The following is a 17,760-nucleotide window of genomic DNA, read 5'->3' as shown; positions in this document are numbered from 1 at the left end:
ATAAGCCAACCCAGTACCAATCCATGCAGCAAGGAAAAGCAACCATGAACTTCAAAGCGCTAGTGGCTCGCACAAACTACCCATTTGGTCGACTATTCGTCAAGGAGAGCGATCAACAAATAGATTGAGTAGGAGGAGCATCTATGAACACCACCCATGAGAAGCCAGTCACGTCCTTGGCCAACGCACCGCACACCAACTTGCTGCTGCAGCCCTTGCGCCTCCCAAGCGGCAATATGCTGCGCAACCGTCTCGCCAAGTCCGCCATGAGCGAAGCATTGGCCACTTATGACAACCATGTCACACCTGAGCTTGTCGCGCTGTACCAGCGCTGGGCTTCCTCGGGTATCGGGCTGCTGCTGACAGGCAACGTGATGATCGACCGCGCGGCGCTGGGTGAGCCAGGCAATGTGGTGATCGAAGATGAAAGTGACCTCCCCCTCCTGAAACACTGGGCAAACGCGGCTACGACCCAAGGTGCCGCGCTGTGGGTGCAACTCAACCACCCCGGCAAGCAAGCCCCTAAAGGATTGAACGTCAGCACCCTCTCACCATCAGCGGTTCCGTTTCGCGAGGACATGGCAGCTTTCTTTGACACGCCGAGAGAAGCCACGCGGACTGAAATTCTCGACATCATTCAGCGCTTTGGGCGCAGCGCGGCCGTTTGCAAAAAGGCAGGGTTCAGCGGCGTGCAGATTCACGGTGCACACGGCTACCTGATCAGCCAGTTCTTGTCGCCACACCACAACTTGCGCACGGATGAGTGGGGCGGCAGCCCCGAGAACCGGCGCCGCTTCGTGCTGGCCGTTTACGCAGAAATTCGCCGTCAGGTGGGCCCGAAATTTCCGGTAGGAATCAAGCTCAACTCCGCCGACTTTCAGCGCGGTGGCTTCACCGAGGAAGAATCGATGGCGACCATCCAGGCACTCGCAGAGGCGGGCATCGACCTCATAGAAATCTCTGGTGGCACCTACGAAGCCCCGGCCATGAGCGGCATTTTGGAGCAGACTAAGAAGTCATCGACCGTGGCGCGCGAAGCCTACTTTCTTGAGTTTGCAGAAAAGGTGCGCGCCTTGGTGAAAGTCCCTTTGATGGTGACAGGTGGCTTTCGCACCGCAGGAGGCATGAATGCCGCACTGCGCTCTGGCGCGCTCGATCTGGTGGGCATCGCGCGGCTCATGGCCATCGACCCAGAGGCTCCGCTGGCCTTGCTGCATGGGAAAAACAGCCCCCAGCGCGTACGCGCCATCACGACAGGCATCAAACCGATTGATCGCATGGGTCTGATGGAAGTGATTTGGTACACGCTGCAGCTCAAACGCATAGCGCGCGGCGGCAATCCTCGGCCCAATGAAAGTGGTCTCTGGGCATTTCTCAAATCCCTGAAAGGCAACGTATGGGGCACTTACCGCACCAAGCGCCTGCGTGCATGAAAAACTCGTCCACGATGTGCTTCCAGGGCCTGACCGACTCCCCGTGACCCCAGGCCTACAGCGCGGCGCTGCAGGCCTGAACGCTATGGAATAAGTAGCTGTTCGCACATATTCCATAAGGGCCAGAGGCCTATTTGGCCACTATCCCGTACCTATTTGGCACTTGCAGTTGGCTCCCATTGTTTCGCATGTCAACGTTCAACGAACCGGACAAAAGCGAATTCATTTATTCCCCTTGATTGATAGCACCATTGCTGCCATCTTGTGCGTAGCACTATTGGCACGCAGTCATAAATTGCTATCCAATCCATAGCTGCTCGCGCAACATCCATGAGGGCTAAGCCCCATTCATCTGCCAAAAATCCCCCGATACTCCCTCGGCGACAACCCCAGCTGTTGCTGAAAGTGGTGCCGCTGCGCCTGCAAGCCCCCAAGTACCAACCCATCGCGGTGCCCTGGACATCTGCAACCGCCTAGCGCCCTGGCAATGACACCACCGTTAAGCTTCAGGTACGAGGAGTACGTCAGAAAAAGCCAGCAACTGTTCCCGGGACACGGCTCGACTGAACAGGAAGCCCTGCGCCAACTGGCATCCTTCAGTGGCCAAAAATTGGGCCTGCTCGCGCGTTTCCACGCCTTCGGCCACCACCATCTGGTTCAGGCAACGTGCAATTGACAATATGGCCCGCACCAATTCCACCTGAAAATGGTCGGTAGTTGCCGACCGGATGAAAGACTTATCGATTTTGAGCGTGTCGATGGGAAAGCGGGCCAGATAGGACAAGGCCGAATAACCGGTGCCAAAATCGTCAATGGCGATGGTGATACCCATGGCGCGCAGCGCCTGCAAGGTATTGACGACCAAGCCATCTTCGTCCAGCAGCAGGCTTTCGGTAATCTCGAATTCCAGCCACTGGGGCTGGCAAAGGGTCTCAGACAGGATGCCCTGCACCTGTGCCACCAAGCCAGGCGCCTGTATCTGGCGGACGGACAGGTTGACCGCCACCTTGCGCGGCAGCGCTGCCGCAGCATTCCATATGACAGCGGTGACGCAGGACTCACGCAACACCCAGGCCCCCAACGCGTGGATCAAACCAGAGTCTTCTGCCATCGGAATGAATTGATCTGGAGGTACCATGCCCAGTCGAGGATGCTTCCAGCGCAATAGCGCCTCGCACCCCAGCAAAGCACCCGTCTCCAGCACCACCTTGGGTTGGTAATGCAGCGCCAGTTCGCCGCGCTCCAAAGCATGGCGCAGGTCGGACTCCAGCGTCAGCCGTTCCTGGGCTCGCACGGTCAGGTCTTTGGAGTAAAACCGAAAATTGTTGCGCCCGAGATGCTTGGCGGAGTACATCGCGGAATCCGCGTATTTGAGCAATTCCTCCTCCCCCTCGCTGTCCGATGGGTACACCGCGATGCCAATGCTGCAGGATATGAATATCTCCCGCCCCTCCAGCCAAAAGGCTTGACTGAAGGCTGCCAGCACCTTGCCAGCCACACGCGTCAAATGGGCTCCTTCACGGATTTGCGGCAACAGAATGCCAAACTCGTCGCCGCCTAGCCGGGCGATCGTGTCGTAACTACGCACGCTGGCCTGCATGCGTACGGCCACTTGCTTGAGCAATGCATCACCCGCCGCATGGCCCATGGTGTCATTGATCTGCTTGAAGCGGTCCAGATCCACCACCATCACACCTGCCATGTAGCGGTGGTAAGCCGCGTCTTTCAGCAACTGCGTCAAGCGGTCATTGAACAACACGCGGTTGGGCATCCCTGTCAGCGGGTCGTAAAACGCCATCTGGTGGATCTTGTCCTGGTAGGCTTTGAGTTCACTGATATCGCGCCCCACCATCAAGACGCTGCTGACGCTTGCAGCATCACCAACTTCAGGGGTCAAACTCACCAAACTGCAAACACTACGGCCTGTGGCATCGGACCAAGTCAACTCCAACTCGGCAGACTCCTTGCGGTCCACGACATCCGCTAAATGCCGCATCAGGACCGCTCCCGCCTCCGTACCCCACAACGTCAATGGCGAACACCCCATGGCCTCGACACTCGACATGCCCACGGCCCGCAGTAGTACCGGGTTGGCATAACGACAGTCGAATTGCACGCCAAACCGGGCAATCACATCTGGAGAGTTTTCGACCAACGTGCGGTACTCCCGCTCCCGGTGGGTCAGTTCCTGCTGCAGCACCACGCGTTGCGTCACATCGCGTGAAACCGTAATGAAATGTGGTCCAGCGCTATCGGGGGTGCGCATTTGAGATACCGACAACTCAAACCAGCGCAGGCCCACCGAGGTCATGACCGAGATGACATTCCCCAGTGAAACGCCAGCCTGCTCTGCCTCTGCGATGGCGTTTTCGGCAATGGTCACACTTTCGGGTGACAGCACGTCTTGCACTGTGCGCCCCAGCAAGGCTTCTCGGCTGACGGCCAACAACTCAGGGTTGCGCGTCCAAATGTTCAGGTAGCGGCCAGCCCGGTCGGTTTCAAACAACAGATCCGGGAAAGCATCAATCACCCCCTGCGCAAAGGCCAAGGCCCTCTGAAGTTCACGCTCCGTATGTCTGCGATCCGTGATATCGCGGGAGTAACCCACCGTGCCGACCACCTTGCCATGTTCATACAACGGAGACTTCCAGACCTCCATCCAGCGCCGTTGGTCATACTCATCGACATAGAGCTCCTCCACATAGTGGGCCACACCCGACGCCATGACAGCCTTGTCGTCGGCCATATAGGTCTCGGCCAGATCGTACGGGAAAAAATCAAATTCAGTACGCCCCTCAAGTTCCGCCGTGGACGCCACCCTTGCCACTTTGGCGTAAGCAGTGTTGGCTGCCAGCAAACGACTTTGTTCGTCTTTCAACCAAACAAAAAATGGAAACTCGTCGAGCAAGGTGCGCCAATACTGCTGGCGCTGCTGCAATGCCTCTTGCAACCGCTTGGACTCGGTCAAATCGCGAACGATGGAGACCGCAAACAATCGCCCCTCCAGCCGCAGATTCACACCATGCACCTGCACGGCAAGCAGATTGCCGCTCCGCGTTTTGTGCACCGTGTCTATGACAAAGGCCTGCCCCTCGGGGCTCTGCAGTATTTCCAGGGTCCGTTCAGGGGAGATATTCGGGTCAATATCCGGCGGCCCCATGGTCAGCAGCGCTTCGCGGCTGTATTCCAGGGCACGGACTGCGGCATCGTTCACATAGACGAAACGCCCATCCTCGCCAAGAATGAACACACCATCCTGATAAAGGTCCAACCCCTTACCCAGCAGAACCCAGGCCAAGCTCACGCCATTGACCTGCACACCGGCAATGTTTTGCATCAAAGGCACCTCGCCTTCATATCCAACGATCTGTTCTTGTTGCCATACGTCTGCCTCGGGAATTCGGGCTGAAGCGATGCAAGTATCGCACCGGAGTGCTGGTCGCCTATTCCGTACTCACCCTAGCACCGGCCTCCCAAACATCCCCCGATACTCCCGCGGCGACAGCCCCAGCTGTTGCTGAAAGTGGTGCCGCAGCGCCTGCAGGCTGCCCAGCCCCACTTCAGTGGCAATGCGCTCCACCGACAGTGCGCTGCCCTCCAGCAAGCGCTTGGCGTGTTCCACGCGTTCGGCGACCACCCATTGGCCGGGGGATTGGCCGGTGAGATCGGCGAAGCGGCGCAGAAAGGTCCGCGGGCTCATGGCGACACGGCTGGCCATCTGGTTCACCGTCCACGGCACTTTCAGGTCGCTGCGCACGGCCTCCAGCAGTTGCACCAGGCGCAGGTCGCCGTCTTGCGGCACAGGGCGTTCGATGAACTGGGCCTGGCCGCCGCTGCGGTGCGGCGGCATGACGAGGCGGCGCGCCACGCTATTGGCGGCGTCCACGCCAAAATCGCTGCGCACGATGTGCAGCATCAGGTCCATGCCCGCGGCGCTGCCGGCGGAGGTGTAGACGCGGTCGCCCTCCGCATAGAGCACACTGGCGTCTACCTCCACGCTGGGGTGGCGCGCCTGCAGCGCCTTGGCGTAGCGCCAGTGGGTGGCGGCCCGCTTGCCATCCAGCAGGCCGGTGGCCGCCAGCACAAAGGCGCCGGAGCAAATGGACGCGAGCCGCGCGCCACACTGCCAAGCGGCGCGCAGCCGGTGGCTGAGTTCGTCCGGCACGGGCACCTGTGCGCCCTTCCACCCCGCCATGACGATAAGGTCGGCCTGCTCCAGCAGGCTGGCGTCGCCATCCGTGGTGACCTGCAGGCCGCCGTGGGCGCGCAGCGGGCCGGGCTCGATGGCGGCGCTGGCAAAGCGGTACCAGCCGGCGCCCATTTCGGGCCGGGAGAGGCCAAAGATCTCGGCCACGATGGAAAACTCGAAGGTGCACAGCCCGTCGTACACGGGCGCCACCACCAGGGGGCCGGTGGTGGTCCATGGCGGGTTCGGCAAGTTTGGCGTATTTTTTGTCATAAATGGCTTTTACGCCAATTGTAGAAACACGCCTGAGGCAAGACCATAGAGGCATCAACCACCCACCGGAGAAACCCAGATGCCCACCGCAGTCACTGCCACCCCCGCCGCTCCTTCCGCCCTGGCCGAGGCGCACTTTGCTGCCGAATTCACCTTTGAAGCCGACTGCTGGGACACCCACGACGCCCTGGCCCAGGGCGCGGACTTTGTACTGCTGGATGTGCGCTCCCCCGCCCTGTTTGCGCGCGGCCATGTGCCTGGCGCGATCAACCTGCCGCACGGCAAGATCGTGGAGAGCAAGATGGCCCAGTGGCCGGCCGACACTCTGTTTGTGACCTACTGCGCCGGCCCGCACTGCAATGGCGCTGCCAAGGGTGCGCTGCGCCTGGCGCGGCTGGGCCGGCCCGTGAAGATCATGGCCGGCGGCATCACCGGCTGGCTGGACGAAGGCTTTGAATTGGCGACGGGCGAGGCCTGAGAGGCCCGACGCTCAGCCCAGGCCTTCGGGCTTGATCTGGGCGCGGTCGATCACGGGCTTCCAGCGGCCACGCTCGGCCTTGATGAAGGCTTCGAACTCTTTGCCGGTGTTGCCCACTGCCAGCGCGGTTTCCTGCGACAGCTTGTCCTTGACGATGCTGCCGCGCGCGGCCTTGATGGCTTCGGCTTCGAGCTTGTCGATATTGGGCTTGGACCATTTGCGCGGCGCCAGCAGCCCGTACCACTGCGTCATCTCGAAGCCCTTGAAACCCTGTTCCGCCACAGTCGGCACATCGGGCAACTGGGGGAGGCGCTCCGTGGTTCCGGTCGCAAGGCAGCGCAGCTTGCCCGATTTGATGAACGGCAGCAGTGCCGGCGCCCCCACCGAAGCCGCCTGCAGGCGGCCGGCCATCAGGTCCGTCAACATGGGGCCGGTGCCGCGATACGGCACATGCAGCATGAATGTTCCGCTGGCCATCTTCAGGTACTCAAACGCCAGATGGCCGGCGCTACCGTTGCCTGCGGAACCGTAATTGAGCTGGCCGGGGCGCGCCGCCGCGTAGGCCACGAATTCCTTGAGGCTCTTGACCGGCAGATCAGGGTGCACCACATACAGGCTGGGCACCTTGGAGATCAGGGTGATGGGCACAAAATCGCGCTCGGCGTCGTACGACAGCTTGGGGAAGATGAAGGGGTTCACCGCCAGCGTGCCGATGTGGCCCAGGATGAAGGAGTGCTCGTCCGTGTTGTTGGCCACTTCCTGCATGGCAATGTTGCCCGCCGCGCCGGGTTTGTTTTCCACGAATACGTTTTGACCAATCGTCTTGGCCATCTCACCCGCAATCGCGCGGGCCACGATCTCGGAACTACCACCAGGCGCGAAGGGCACCACCAGGCGCAGCGGCTTGCTGGGCCAGTTGCCCTGGGCCAATGAGGGAGGCAGCCAGAGGCTGCTGGTGGCGGCAGCGCCGGCGCCCAACAACTGGCGGCGGTTGATATTGAATTCAGGCATGTCATGTCTCCTTGTTATGGTCAGCGGGCCAAATGATGCAGCCCCTAAGCTAACAGTTCCCTATCAATCGCACCACAGGGGCTGACCCATAATCCGCCGCATGCACATCCTCCTGGCCGAAGACGAACATGCCCTGGGCGAGTGGCTTAGCAAGGCCCTGGAGCAAAGCGGCCACCGCGTAGACTGGCGTGACGACGGTCGGCTGGTGGAGCGGGCGCTGGCGGAAACGGACTATGACGCGCTGGTGCTGGACCTGGGCCTGCCGGGGCGCAGTGGCACGGACATCCTGCAGCGCCTGCGCGAACAGGACAAGCGCTTACCCGTGTTGGTGCTGACGGCACGCGATTCGCTGACCGAGCGCGTCAATACACTGAACCAAGGCGCAGACGACTTCCTGGCCAAGCCCTTTGCGCTGGCCGAGCTCGAAGCCCGGCTCACAGCCCTGGTGCGCCGCGCGCGCGGCAGCGAACACCCGCGCCTGGCTTGCGGCCCGCTGGCCTTCGACACCGTCACCAAACAGTTCACGCTGGCGGGCGATCTGGTGCAGCTCTCACCGCGCGAGCATGCGCTGCTGAAGGCACTGATCCTGCGCAGCGGCGAGCCCCTGACACGCCAACAGGTCATGGACCGAATCTTCAGCGACGAGGCCGATGTGCAGGCCAGCGCGCTGGACATGCTGCTGCACCGCCTGCGCAAACGCCTGGAACACAGCGGCGTGCGCATCCACACCTACCGGGGCCTGGGTTATGCGCTGGAATCCTATACGCCAAGCCAGCCTTAAGGTCCGCCTGCTGGTCCTGCTGCTGCCCGTCATGGCACTGGTGACGATGGGCAGCCTGTGGCTCACGCGCAGCGACTCGGTAGCCGCGGCCAATGCAGCCTACGACCGCTCCCTGCTGGGCGCCATCAAGGCGCTGGACCTGAATGTATCCACCGTCTCCGGCGGACTGGCCGTGGAACTGCCCTACCGGCTGTTCGAGTTCTTCCAGCTCACAGCGACCGGCAGCGTGTACTTCCGCGTGGCCACCGCCGATGGCCTGGTGGAAATTGGCAACCCCGACCTGCCTGCCCCGCCCCAGGCCCTGAAGCCAGGGCAGCCACAGTTTTACGACGCGGTGTATTTTGGCGAGACAGTGCGTGTGGGCGCCTTCATGCGACCGCTGGCGCGGGCGCTGGACAGCTCGGACAGCGGCTTTGTGGTAATCCAGGTGGCCGAAAGCACGGCCTCACGCGAGCAGTTCACGGCCAGCTTTCTGCGCCGCGGCCTGCTGCGCGACGCAGCCTTTCTGGCGACCATGGTGCTGGCCATCCTGGTGGGGCTCACGCTGGCGCTGCGCCCGTTGACCCGCCTGGCCCGGCAAACCCGGGCCCGCGCGGCAGACGACATGCGCCCCCTGCCAGCCCAGGATTTGCCCAGCGATGTGCGCCCCCTGGTGGACGCGATCAACCAGCAGTTGCAGCGCACCGAAACCCTGATGGCCGAACAGCGCGGCTTTGTGGACGACGCATCCCACCAGCTCCGCACGCCCTTGAGCGTGCTGCGTGCCCAGCTCGACTTCATCCTGCGCGAACCAGACCCCACCCGAAAAGAACAGGCGCTGCGGGCCCTGTCAGACGCGCTGGGACATGCCATCCGCGCCACCAACCAACTGCTGGCGCTAGCCCGCAGCGACACCGGCGTTGCACAGCGCGAGACCTTCGATTTGGCGGCCTTGGTACGCGAAGTGGCGTTGGAGCTTATGCCGCTGGCGCGCGAGCGTGGCGTGGACTTTGGCGTAGACCTGCCCAATGAGGCCCTGCCCTGCGTGGGCGACCGCGCGCTGCTGCGCCAGGCGCTGCTCAACCTGGCACACAACGCCATCCAACATGGGCGACCACAAGGCATGGCAACGCTGGGGGCTGCGGCCGACATGCTGGGCTACCGTGTGCAGGTCACCGACGATGGAGACGGTATGGAAGACGATGTGTTGAAACAGCTTGGACAACGCTTTGTCAAAGGGCGCCACAGCCGTGGTTCGGGCCTGGGCATGGCGATCGCGCGCTCCGTCATCGAGGCGCATGGCGGGCAGTTGCGCGTGGAGCCGGTGGCGCCTGGGCCTGGGCTGTGTGCCGCACTGTGGTGGCCGCGATGACGCGCACCTTGCGGATTCTGGCGCTGCTGCTGGTGGGCGGGCTGGCCCAAGCCGGTGCGCCGGATGGCGGACGTTGCGTGGCCCCGGCCAAGCCGGGTGGAGGTTTTGATCTGACCTGCCAGCTCACTCGCGACATGCTGCAATCCGCCGGCGGCGGGCGGGTGCCGCTGCAGATCGTCTATCAGCCCGGCGGCATAGGTGCACTGGCGTTCAAGTCCACTGTCAACCAGCGCCCGCCCGATGGAAAAACCGTGGTGGCTTTCTCTTCGGGCTCACTGCTGAACCTGGCGCAAAACCGCTTCGGCCCCTACTCCGCCAGTGACGTGCGTTGGCTCGCCGCGCTCGGCATGGACTATGGCGTTATCGCCGTGCAGAGAGACTCGCCCTACAAGACATTGGGCCAACTCACGGAGGCCTTGCGCAGCAACCCGGCCGGCATGGTGTTCGGGGCGGGAGGTTCGATTGGCAGCCAGGACTGGATGAAAGCCGCACTGCTGGCACGCGCGGCGGGGGTCAGCCACAAGGTCATGCGCTTTGTGGCGTTCGAGGGTGGCGGCGAAGCCGTCTCCGCCCTGAGCGACAACCACGTGCAGGTGCTGGCGGGCGACGCGGCCGAGGTGGGTCGACAGATCGAACAGGGGGCGGCTGTGCGTGTACTGGCCGTACTTTCCGACAAACGTCTGGGCGGGCGCTGGTCCGGCACACCCACGGCACGCGAACAGGGTTTTGACATCCAATGGCCTATTCTGCGCGGGCTGTACATGGGGCCCGGCGTGCCCGAAAAGGACTACAAGGAATGGGCCGATGCATTGGCTCGGGCGGCCGGCCAACCAGCGCTGGCGCGTACTGGCCTGGAGCACGGCTGGATCGCCGGCCCCGCGCTGGAGCACACGATCCAACAACAGCTGGCCCACTATCGGGAGCTGGCCAGCGAGTTTGGTCTGGGCCCCAAAGAGCCTCTAGCTCCAGGCAAATAGCTATCAAATTAATAGCTGCTCGCGCATATTCTACGAGGGCTAGAACCCGATTTAATACTTATACACCCTGCGCTGACCGGTGTTGGATCGCCTGCTGCTGGATGGCGTCGCGCGCGGGCGCATCCAGCCGGGCCAGGTTTTTGAGCTGCATGGCCATGCGGGCGTTGGGCTTGAGCAGGGCTTCGTGGCGAATCAAAAAGTCCCAGTACAAGGTGGTGAAGGGGCAGGCCTTGGGGCCGGTGGATTGGGCCGGGTCAAAGCGGCAGCCCTGGCAGTGGTTGCCCATGCGCTGGATGTACTTGCCGCTGGCGACATAGGGCTTGCTGGTCATCAGCCCGCCGTCGACAAACTGGCTCATGCCCAGCGTGTTGGGCAGCTCCACCCATTCCACCGCATCCACATATACGGCCAAGTACCACTGGTGCACCGCCTGCGGCCGCACGCCCAGCAGCAGCGCGTAGAGCCCGGTCACCATCAGGCGCTGGATGTGGTGGGCGTAGCCATGTTTCAAGGTTTGGGTGATGGCGTCTTTGAGGCAGGCCATGTCGGTATCGCCCGTCCAGTACCAGGCGGGCAAGTCGGCCTGCGCGTCCAGCGCGTTGTGCTCCAGATAGCGAGGCATCTGCGTCCAGTACACGCCGCGCACGTATTCGCGCCAGCCCAATATCTGCCGGACAAAGCCCTCCACCGCTGCGATGGGCGCACGCCCCGCGTGGTAGGCCGCCTCTGCCGCCTGCACCACTTCGCGCGGGTTCAGCAGCTTGAGGTTGAGCGCGCTACTCAGGTGCGAGTGGTAGAGCCAAGCCTCGCCCGCCCACATGGCATCTTCATACTGGCCAAACAGCGGCAGCCGCTCGGTGATGAAAGCCTGCAAGGCCTGCAGCGCCTGCGCGCGTGTTACGGGCCAGCCAAAGCTGTGCAGCGTGCCGGGGTGGCTGGCAAAGCGGGTATTGACGAGATCGATGACCTCTTGCGTGATAGCGTCTGGCGCAAAGCGTGTGGGCGGCGGCACCTGCTGCGGTCCGGCCTTGCCAAAGGATTCGCGGTTGTCGGCATCAAAGTTCCACTGCCCGCCTATGGGCGCCCTGCCCTCCATCAGGATGCCGTGCTTCTGCCGCAGTTCGCGGTACCAGTATTCCAGCCGCAGTTGCTTGCGGCTTTGGGCGTGGGCGGCGAACTCGCGCACGGTGCTGAAGAAGTGCGTGTCGTCGCGCAGGTCTAGCGGCAACGAATGCTGGGCGGCCACCGCGCGCAGGCTCTGCAGCACGCGCCAATCGCCCGGCGCGGTGAGCACCAAGCCCGCTGGCTGCAGCACGGCAATGGCCTGCTGCAGCGCGGCCGCCAGTGTCCCGGGGTTGTTGGCATCGCCTAGCGCGGTGTAGTGCACGGGCAGGCCGCGCTCACGCAGCTCTGCCGCAAAGTGGCGCATGGCGCTCAAAAAAACGGCGGTGCGCTGCTTGGCCGACCAGACGTGTGTGGACTCTTCGGCCACCTCGGCCATCCACACCACATCCTGCGTGGCATCAAAGCCATCGAATGCAGAAGACTCCGCATCCAACTGGTCACCCAGCACGATGACGAGGTGGCGCACGGCCTTAGGCATGGGGGCCTCATGCTCAGGGGCGAACGCGCTCATTTCTTGCTCCGGCAGGCGTCGGAGCAGTAGCGCACCGACTCCCAGTTCTTGGCCCAGGCCTTGCGCCAGGTCATAGTGCGGCCGCACACGGCGCACAGCTTGCTGGGCAGGGACTGCTTGTTGCCCTTGAAGCCTTTGTTGTCGTTTTTCATGAACGCGGGTGCCTTCAGGTAAACAGGTCGCCCTGGGCCGATGGCTCCTGTGCCGCCCGGGCGCTGCGCTTGGGCTTGGCGGGGCGGCGATTGCCGGTCTGGGGCAGACCACTTTTGCGCGAGCCGTGGCGCGCCTGCACCTCGCCGGCTTCTTCGCGCGCAGCCGGTGTTTGGCGCAGGCCGTACATGCGGTCTTTGGCGGCTTTCAGGGCTTGTTTTTCCTCGACGATGGGGGCCGGGTAATCGTGCCCGATGGTGCAGCCAGCCATGCGCTGAATGCTGGCGTGCATGGTCCAAGGCTGGGTCAGGTAGGGCAAGGGCACGCGGGCCAGCTCTGGCACCCAGTGGCGGATGAACAGGCCTTCGGGGTCCTGATCGTGCGCCTGTTTGGTGGGCGAATACATGCGCAGGGTGTTGATGCCGGTGGTGCCGCTTTGCATCTGCATCTGGCTCCAGTGGATGCCGGGCTCAAAGTCGAGAAACTGCCGCGCCAAAAACAGGCCGGGCCCACGCCAGTGCAGCCACAGGTGGTAGCTGGCAAAGCTCACCAGCATGGCGCGCATGCGAAAGTTCAGCCAGCCGGTGGCGCGCAGGGAGCGCATGCATGCGTCCACCATGGGGTAGCCCGTGCGGCCTTCGCACCAGGCGGCAAAGTGCTCGTGGTTGAAATCGTCCTCGCGCAGGCCGTCGCACACGCGGGCAAAGTTCTGGAACTCAATGTCCGGCTGGTCTTCCAGCTTCTGCATGAAGTGGCAGTGCCAGCGCAGCCGGCCGGCAAAGCCACGCAAAGCGTGCGCGAGTGTGCGATCCGGGGTATTGGCAATGGTGACTTCGGTGGCTTGGTGCACGGTGCGCAAAGACACGGTGCCAAAGGCCAGATGCGGGCTAAGGCGGCTGCAACCGTCTTGCGCGCTGAGCGGGCTGGAGAGCGCCTTGCGGTAGTCGTAGCCGCGCTCGGCCAAAAAGGTTTGCAGGGTGCGCCGCGCGGCCTTCTCACCGGCCCGCTGCAGCTGCCGGCCGTGGGGGGCCAAGCCCAGCTCTGCCAGGGTGGGCAGCGCCGGCTGGTCCAGCGGCGCGGCTGCAATAAAGCCGCCTTGCAGCAGGTGCAGGGGCGCGTCCATACGCGCCTGCCAGCGCCCTGCCCAGCCGCTGCGGCTGCGCAGACGGCGCACCACGCCGGTCTGGGTGAACTCCTGCCACCGCACCTGCTGCGCCTGGCACCACTGGCCCACCTGCACGTCGCGCACATAACTCCAGCCCGGGCCGGTTTCTTCGTGGCTCAGCAGCTGGCCAAAGCCCAGCTCAGCGTGCAACTGCGCCAACACTGGCACTGCCGAGCCTACGCGCACCAGCAGCGGCATTCCGCGCGCTGCCAGCGCTTCGCGCAACTCATGCAGGCTGCGCAACGCAAAGTCCACGTGCTGCGCATCGCACTCAGGGCTGTGCAGCCATTCGGGCTCGATGATGAAGAGGCCCAGCACCGGGCCGCTGCGCTGCGCCGCCACCAGCGGCGCATGGTCGTGCACGCGCAAGTCGCGCTTGAACCAGACCAGGGCCGGTGGTGTCTGGGTCATGGCAAGGGCGCTCTTGGTGCCAGAGTTACTGGCCCGCTCCCAAAAGTGCGGTGCGCAGCTCAGGGCGCTTGGTCTTGGGGTCCAGCCAGATCTTGAAAAAAGCCTCGCTGAAGGCCGGGTCTGCCGACTCGCCCAAGAGCTTGCCATTCAGGAAGAACCGCGCGCCCTCGCCCGGCAGGTGCACGCCAATGAGTTGGTCCCCCGCCTTCACATCCACAAAGGTGGCTTCCATCCACTTGGACCACGCCAGGATTTGCTCGGGCGACGATGTACTGATGCGTTGCAGTTCGATGAGGGAGGTGTTCGAGATATCCCGCCCCTTCACGCTCACTGCATAACGAATGTCGAGTGCAAAGGGTTTGGCGAAGCTGAAAGCGGCTTCCGCTCCGGGCAGCCAAAGTGTGGCGTCGTAGGCCTTGATGCCAAAGAACCGGAGTACGCCATTGCCCTTGGCTTGCCAGCCGCTGCCATAGGGGGCCAGCTCTGCCGGCGACGCAACTGCCGGACGCGGCGCGGGTGACTGGGCACTGGCAAAGGGCGCCAGCCCCAGAAGCAAGGCCCCCGCCAGCAAACGGGGAGCCCCAACAAGGAACAGCATACGGTGCAATGGAGTCATGGTCGTCAGGGGCCAGGCCCGGTAGATAAAACACAAAAGCCCAGGACTGCGTTGCAATCCTGGGCACCTGCTCGGGTAGCGCGGTTTATCGCGGAATCACGACGGTGTCGATCACGTGGATCACGCCGTTGTCGGCCACGATATCGGTCTTGACGACCTTGGCGTTGTCCACCATGACACCACCGCTGGTGGCCACAGTCAGTTCGCCGCCCTGCACGGTCTTCACCTTGCCGGCGCGCACATCGGCGGCCATGACCTTGCCGGGTACCACGTGGTAAGTGAGGATGGCGGTGAGCTTGGCCTTGTCTTTGAGCAGGGCTTCCAAGTCAGCCTTGGGGATCTTGGCAAAGGCCTCATCCGTGGGTGCGAACACCGTGAACGGGCCGGGTCCCTTGAGCGTGTCCACGAGGCCCGCGGCTCCCAGGGCGGCAGCCAGGGTGTTGAAGCTGCCGGCGCCGACAGCGGTATCCACAATGTCCTTGGCCTGCGCAGAAAGGGCCAGACCCAGGGACATGACAGAGGCAATCAAAAACTTTTTCATCGAAATCTCCATGACGGTTAGATCAACTGACGCACCAAAAATGTGGCGCAAGAGAAATATACATACCCAATAGTAACCATTTGAACTAAACGGTATTTTTCTGACCAAATAAGTTCACCACGGATAACCGGGTGGGTGAACCAGGCCTTTAAAGAGACGGGGAAGCGGAGATCAGGCCTGAATGGCCTGCAAGGCCATGGCGGGGATGCGCCGCGGCTTGAGGGTCTGGCTGTGGACACAGCCAATACGGATACGGCCCTCGGCAAGCAGTGTGTCGTCCCGCCAGGCTTGCTGGTCCAGCACCATGCTGGCGGCGCCCTGTTCCACGACCACCACGCTCACGCGCAAGAGATCGTCCAGCTTGGCCGGTGCCAGGTAGCGCATCTGGACTTCGGCCACTACGAACATGGCCCCAGTCACGTCCCGCAGCGCTTGCTGGCCCAGGCCGGCGGCACGCAGCCATTCGGTACGGGCCCGCTCGAAGAACTTCAGATAGTTGGCGTAGAACACGACGCCGCCCGCATCGGTGTCTTCCCAGTACACACGGACGGGCCAGAGGAATGGCGGCTTCTGGGGCTTGGCTCCAGTCATGCCTTGGGCACCGCAACAGCATTCATCGTGAGCAGCGCACCGGGCTTGGGCAACGCCGCAATGCCGATGACGGTCCGCGCAGGATAGGGCTGCGCAAAGAACTCGGCGTAGGCGCGATTCATCTCCGCAAAGTCGGCCACGTTCACCAGGTTGACCTGGATGTGGGCGATGTCTTCCAGCGTTGCTTGTGCGGATGCGAGCATGGACTGGAAGTTCTCCAGTATCTGCCGGGTCTGCAGGTAGGCATCTGCGCCGGCCAGTTGCCCGGTCTTGGGATCGACGCCGGGCGTGCCCGAGATGAAGATTTGTCCGCCTGCGACGACGGCGTGGCTGTAGGGGCCTATGGGTTCAAAGAGTTGGGATGGGACGACGGACTTGGGCATGGATGAATCAGTAAGGCAGGGCAAACCCGTTGCGCCCCGCGCTGATGCGCAGCGCGGTAGGCACGCCGTTCACGGCCTGGGCCGAGAGCGAGACGCTGGCGCCGGGCACCAGCAGGCTGCGGTCGCCAGGGCGGAAAGTGACAATCGGCGCCTCAAGCGGCACCACGATGGTTTTCTCGCCGTCCTTGTACTTGAGCCGCAAGGTGCGGCCGGACGCGCTGGCCATGACCTGATCCACCGTGGCATTGGTCATCGTGCTCTGGGGCAGCAGGTCAAAGGGCCGGTGCCCTTCGCCCGCGCCGCGCGCCGATTCGGGGAACACGGTCACCGCAATGGCGCGCTGCGTGCCATCGGCCTGCGGCACGGCAGCGGTGCCGATGAAGCTACCGGGCTGGATGTCGGCCAGTGCAATCGGGTAGACCTCTGAGACCACCAAATCAGCCGGCAAAGCCAGCTCCACCACCTCGCCACTGCGGTCCTTCAGCGTGATGGAACTGGCGCTGACCTGCTGCAACACGCCACGCAAGCGCAACGGCCCGGACTGGGCCAAGGCCATGCTGGCAGCAATGCAGAGCGCCAGGGCAGTGAGGCTGCGGGACAGGAAGGTGGACATGGCCACAACCTACAGGGTTTGCGCCAGCGCGAGCAACTGGTCGGCGGCAATGCCCCAGCCCTGGTGAAAGCCCATGGCCTCGTGCTGGGCCAGGTCTTCGGCGCTCCAGTGCAGGGCGCGGGCGACGTAGCGGGTGTGGCCCTCGGGCGTGTCGGTCAGCGTGATCTCGCCCACCATGAAAGGCTTGGCTGGCACCCAGCCACTGTGGAAGGCATCGGTAAACACCAGCTTGCTGCCCGGCACCACCTCCAGAAACACGCCTTCATTGGGCGCCTGCTCGCCATTGGGGCCCACCATGTGGGTGAAGAAGCGGCCGCCGCTGCGCAAATCCACCACCGCTTGGCTCACGCCCCAGGGTTTGGGGCAAAACCACTGCACCAGCAGCGCGGGCTCTGTCCAGCAGCGCCAGACGGCCGCGCGCGGCACCGGCAGGGTACGTTCCAGGGTCAGGGCGTGGGCAGCAGCAGCGGTCATGCGGGGCTCCAGAAAATGTCGCCGCAGTGTAGCCGCAGGGTCTGGCGGCTGTTGCATTGTTTACATCTTCACACTTGTGGGCGCACGGGATATTTCCATAATGAACCCATCACATGACCCGTTGAAGACACACCATGCATACCCTGAGCAAAACCCTCTGCATCGCCGGCGCCGCGCTGGCGCTGACACTCCCCGCCCTGGCCGGCGGCTCGCACGGTGGTGGGGGCGGCGGCGGTGGAGGTGGTGGCGGAGGGGGCAACAGCAGTAACAGCAGCCGCAGCGAACACTCCTCGACCAGCCAGGGCGGCAGCAGCAAGACCGAACATGCCAAGCCGGACCACAGCAACACAGGTCACGACAAGGCAGAACACGCCAAGGACGGCAGCACCACCAAGACGCCGTCCCAACAGCTGGCGGCCAAACCCCAACTCTCGGACAAGCTGGCCAAGCTGCTGCCACCGGGCACCGACATGACCAAGGCCGCTGACGGCTTCAAGAATCTGGGCCAATTTGTCGCCGCGGTCCATGTCAGCAAGAACCTGGGCATTCCCTTCGCAGACCTCAAGACCCGCATGGTGGACGGCGCCAGCCTGGGTAGCGCCATCAAGACGCTCAAACCCGAAGCCAACTCCGACGCCGAGGCGCGCAAGGCCCGCAAACAGGCGCAAACGACGCAGGCCTGAATCCCCG

General features: G+C 63.3%; 18 protein-coding genes. 6 read left to right on the top strand and 12 right to left on the bottom strand.

Annotated features, from left to right (window positions below; all coding sequences use genetic code 11):
- The first annotated feature begins 143 nt into the window (after positions 1 to 143).
- Positions 144 to 1,433: an NADH:flavin oxidoreductase/NADH oxidase family protein gene (locus tag AC1RNN_RS04595; RefSeq protein WP_493085602.1), complete on the top strand. Its 1,290-nt coding sequence runs from the start codon at positions 144 to 146 to the stop codon at positions 1,431 to 1,433.
- Between the two features lie 499 nt (positions 1,434 to 1,932).
- On the opposite strand, the gene AC1RNN_RS04590 is transcribed toward AC1RNN_RS04595, so the two are convergent.
- Positions 1,933 to 4,770: a sensor domain-containing protein gene (locus AC1RNN_RS04590; protein WP_493085603.1), complete on the bottom strand. Its 2,838-nt coding sequence runs from the start codon at positions 4,768 to 4,770 to the stop codon at positions 1,933 to 1,935.
- Between the two features lie 117 nt (positions 4,771 to 4,887).
- Positions 4,888 to 5,871 carry a transcriptional regulator FtrA gene (ftrA, locus tag AC1RNN_RS04585; RefSeq protein ID WP_493085604.1) on the bottom strand — a complete coding sequence of 328 codons (984 nt, stop codon included), beginning with the start codon at positions 5,869 to 5,871 and terminating at the stop codon, positions 4,888 to 4,890.
- 100 nt (positions 5,872 to 5,971) lie between these two features.
- Between ftrA and AC1RNN_RS04580 the strand changes: the two genes are divergently transcribed.
- A complete protein-coding gene (locus AC1RNN_RS04580) occupies positions 5,972 to 6,370 on the top strand; it encodes a rhodanese-like domain-containing protein (protein ID WP_493085605.1) in 399 nt (132 codons plus the stop codon).
- Between the two features lie 12 nt (positions 6,371 to 6,382).
- On the opposite strand, the gene AC1RNN_RS04575 is transcribed toward AC1RNN_RS04580, so the two are convergent.
- Positions 6,383 to 7,381, bottom strand: coding sequence for a Bug family tripartite tricarboxylate transporter substrate binding protein (locus AC1RNN_RS04575; RefSeq protein WP_493085606.1), 999 nt, complete (start codon positions 7,379 to 7,381; stop codon positions 6,383 to 6,385).
- A gap of 100 nt (positions 7,382 to 7,481) precedes the next feature.
- Between AC1RNN_RS04575 and AC1RNN_RS04570 the strand changes: the two genes are divergently transcribed.
- Genes AC1RNN_RS04570 through AC1RNN_RS04560 form a run of 3 tightly spaced genes read left to right on the top strand, consistent with a single transcriptional unit; the run spans position 7,482 to position 10,490 of the window.
- The gene (locus tag AC1RNN_RS04570) at positions 7,482 to 8,162 is read left to right on the top strand and encodes a response regulator (protein ID WP_493085607.1); all 681 of its coding nucleotides are present in this window, start codon (positions 7,482 to 7,484) and stop codon (positions 8,160 to 8,162) included.
- Positions 8,128 to 9,513: a sensor histidine kinase gene (locus AC1RNN_RS04565; RefSeq protein WP_493085608.1), complete on the top strand. Its 1,386-nt coding sequence runs from the start codon at positions 8,128 to 8,130 to the stop codon at positions 9,511 to 9,513. Before AC1RNN_RS04570 ends, AC1RNN_RS04565 begins: the two co-directional genes overlap by 35 nt.
- On the top strand, positions 9,510 to 10,490 hold the full coding sequence (locus tag AC1RNN_RS04560) for a tripartite tricarboxylate transporter substrate binding protein (protein WP_493085610.1): 981 nt from the start codon (positions 9,510 to 9,512) through the stop codon (positions 10,488 to 10,490). The genes AC1RNN_RS04565 and AC1RNN_RS04560 overlap by 4 nt, the downstream gene beginning before the upstream one ends.
- A gap of 58 nt (positions 10,491 to 10,548) precedes the next feature.
- On the opposite strand, the gene AC1RNN_RS04555 is transcribed toward AC1RNN_RS04560, so the two are convergent.
- From AC1RNN_RS04555 to AC1RNN_RS04515, 9 genes are all read right to left on the bottom strand, one after another.
- A complete protein-coding gene (locus AC1RNN_RS04555) occupies positions 10,549 to 12,126 on the bottom strand; it encodes a cryptochrome/photolyase family protein (RefSeq protein ID WP_493085612.1) in 1,578 nt (525 codons plus the stop codon).
- The gene (locus AC1RNN_RS04550) at positions 12,123 to 12,278 is read right to left on the bottom strand and encodes a DUF2256 domain-containing protein (RefSeq protein ID WP_493085613.1); all 156 of its coding nucleotides are present in this window, start codon (positions 12,276 to 12,278) and stop codon (positions 12,123 to 12,125) included. Before AC1RNN_RS04550 ends, AC1RNN_RS04555 begins: the two co-directional genes overlap by 4 nt.
- A gap of 14 nt (positions 12,279 to 12,292) precedes the next feature.
- Positions 12,293 to 13,852, bottom strand: a complete 1,560-nt coding sequence (locus tag AC1RNN_RS04545) for an FAD-binding domain-containing protein (RefSeq protein WP_493085615.1) — start codon at positions 13,850 to 13,852, stop codon at positions 12,293 to 12,295.
- 25 nt (positions 13,853 to 13,877) lie between these two features.
- On the bottom strand, positions 13,878 to 14,450 hold the full coding sequence (locus tag AC1RNN_RS04540) for a chalcone isomerase family protein (RefSeq protein ID WP_493085617.1): 573 nt from the start codon (positions 14,448 to 14,450) through the stop codon (positions 13,878 to 13,880).
- Between the two features lie 103 nt (positions 14,451 to 14,553).
- Positions 14,554 to 15,009: a fasciclin domain-containing protein gene (locus AC1RNN_RS04535; protein WP_493085619.1), complete on the bottom strand. Its 456-nt coding sequence runs from the start codon at positions 15,007 to 15,009 to the stop codon at positions 14,554 to 14,556.
- Between the two features lie 171 nt (positions 15,010 to 15,180).
- Positions 15,181 to 15,600 (bottom strand): tol-pal system-associated acyl-CoA thioesterase, encoded by a 420-nt coding sequence (gene ybgC / locus AC1RNN_RS04530; protein WP_493085621.1) that lies wholly within the window; start codon positions 15,598 to 15,600, stop codon positions 15,181 to 15,183.
- Positions 15,597 to 15,983, bottom strand: a complete 387-nt coding sequence (locus AC1RNN_RS04525; protein ID WP_493085623.1) for a RidA family protein — start codon at positions 15,981 to 15,983, stop codon at positions 15,597 to 15,599. Before AC1RNN_RS04525 ends, ybgC begins: the two co-directional genes overlap by 4 nt.
- 7 nt (positions 15,984 to 15,990) lie before the next feature.
- On the bottom strand, positions 15,991 to 16,596 hold the full coding sequence (locus AC1RNN_RS04520) for a hypothetical protein (RefSeq protein ID WP_493085625.1): 606 nt from the start codon (positions 16,594 to 16,596) through the stop codon (positions 15,991 to 15,993).
- 9 nt (positions 16,597 to 16,605) lie between these two features.
- On the bottom strand, positions 16,606 to 17,070 hold the full coding sequence (locus AC1RNN_RS04515; protein ID WP_493085627.1) for an SRPBCC family protein: 465 nt from the start codon (positions 17,068 to 17,070) through the stop codon (positions 16,606 to 16,608).
- A gap of 134 nt (positions 17,071 to 17,204) precedes the next feature.
- Here AC1RNN_RS04515 and AC1RNN_RS04510 point away from each other — a divergent pair, with 134 nt between their 5' ends.
- Positions 17,205 to 17,753 carry a hypothetical protein gene (locus AC1RNN_RS04510; protein ID WP_493085628.1) on the top strand — a complete coding sequence of 183 codons (549 nt, stop codon included), beginning with the start codon at positions 17,205 to 17,207 and terminating at the stop codon, positions 17,751 to 17,753.
- The last annotated feature ends 7 nt before the right edge of the window (positions 17,754 to 17,760 follow it).

The organism is Rhodoferax sp. GW822-FHT02D07 (genome assembly GCF_058802405.1).
This window is presented reverse-complemented; position numbering and strand designations above follow the sequence as displayed.

Bases quoted from the DNA above. Each gene is read 5' to 3' on its own strand.
- AC1RNN_RS04575 (WP_493085606.1), bottom strand. From the start codon at position 7,381: ATGCCTGAATTCAATATCAACCGCCGCCAGTTGTTGGGCGCCGGCGCT.
- AC1RNN_RS04525 (WP_493085623.1), bottom strand. From the start codon at position 15,983: ATGCCCAAGTCCGTCGTCCCATCCCAACTCTTTGAACCCATAGGCCCC.
- AC1RNN_RS04595 (WP_493085602.1), top strand. From the start codon at position 144: ATGAACACCACCCATGAGAAGCCAGTCACGTCCTTGGCCAACGCACCG.
- AC1RNN_RS04535 (WP_493085619.1), bottom strand. From the start codon at position 15,009: ATGAAAAAGTTTTTGATTGCCTCTGTCATGTCCCTGGGTCTGGCCCTT.
- AC1RNN_RS04510 (WP_493085628.1), top strand. From the start codon at position 17,205: ATGCATACCCTGAGCAAAACCCTCTGCATCGCCGGCGCCGCGCTGGCG.
- AC1RNN_RS04565 (WP_493085608.1), top strand. From the start codon at position 8,128: ATGCGCTGGAATCCTATACGCCAAGCCAGCCTTAAGGTCCGCCTGCTG.
- AC1RNN_RS04560 (WP_493085610.1), top strand. From the start codon at position 9,510: ATGACGCGCACCTTGCGGATTCTGGCGCTGCTGCTGGTGGGCGGGCTG.
- AC1RNN_RS04545 (WP_493085615.1), bottom strand. From the start codon at position 13,852: ATGACCCAGACACCACCGGCCCTGGTCTGGTTCAAGCGCGACTTGCGC.
- AC1RNN_RS04550 (WP_493085613.1), bottom strand. From the start codon at position 12,278: ATGAAAAACGACAACAAAGGCTTCAAGGGCAACAAGCAGTCCCTGCCC.
- AC1RNN_RS04580 (WP_493085605.1), top strand. From the start codon at position 5,972: ATGCCCACCGCAGTCACTGCCACCCCCGCCGCTCCTTCCGCCCTGGCC.
- AC1RNN_RS04590 (WP_493085603.1), bottom strand. From the start codon at position 4,770: ATGCAAAACATTGCCGGTGTGCAGGTCAATGGCGTGAGCTTGGCCTGG.
- AC1RNN_RS04570 (WP_493085607.1), top strand. From the start codon at position 7,482: ATGCACATCCTCCTGGCCGAAGACGAACATGCCCTGGGCGAGTGGCTT.
- AC1RNN_RS04540 (WP_493085617.1), bottom strand. From the start codon at position 14,450: ATGCTGTTCCTTGTTGGGGCTCCCCGTTTGCTGGCGGGGGCCTTGCTT.
- AC1RNN_RS04520 (WP_493085625.1), bottom strand. From the start codon at position 16,596: ATGTCCACCTTCCTGTCCCGCAGCCTCACTGCCCTGGCGCTCTGCATT.
- AC1RNN_RS04555 (WP_493085612.1), bottom strand. From the start codon at position 12,126: ATGAGCGCGTTCGCCCCTGAGCATGAGGCCCCCATGCCTAAGGCCGTG.
- ybgC (WP_493085621.1), bottom strand. From the start codon at position 15,600: ATGACTGGAGCCAAGCCCCAGAAGCCGCCATTCCTCTGGCCCGTCCGT.
- AC1RNN_RS04515 (WP_493085627.1), bottom strand. From the start codon at position 17,070: ATGACCGCTGCTGCTGCCCACGCCCTGACCCTGGAACGTACCCTGCCG.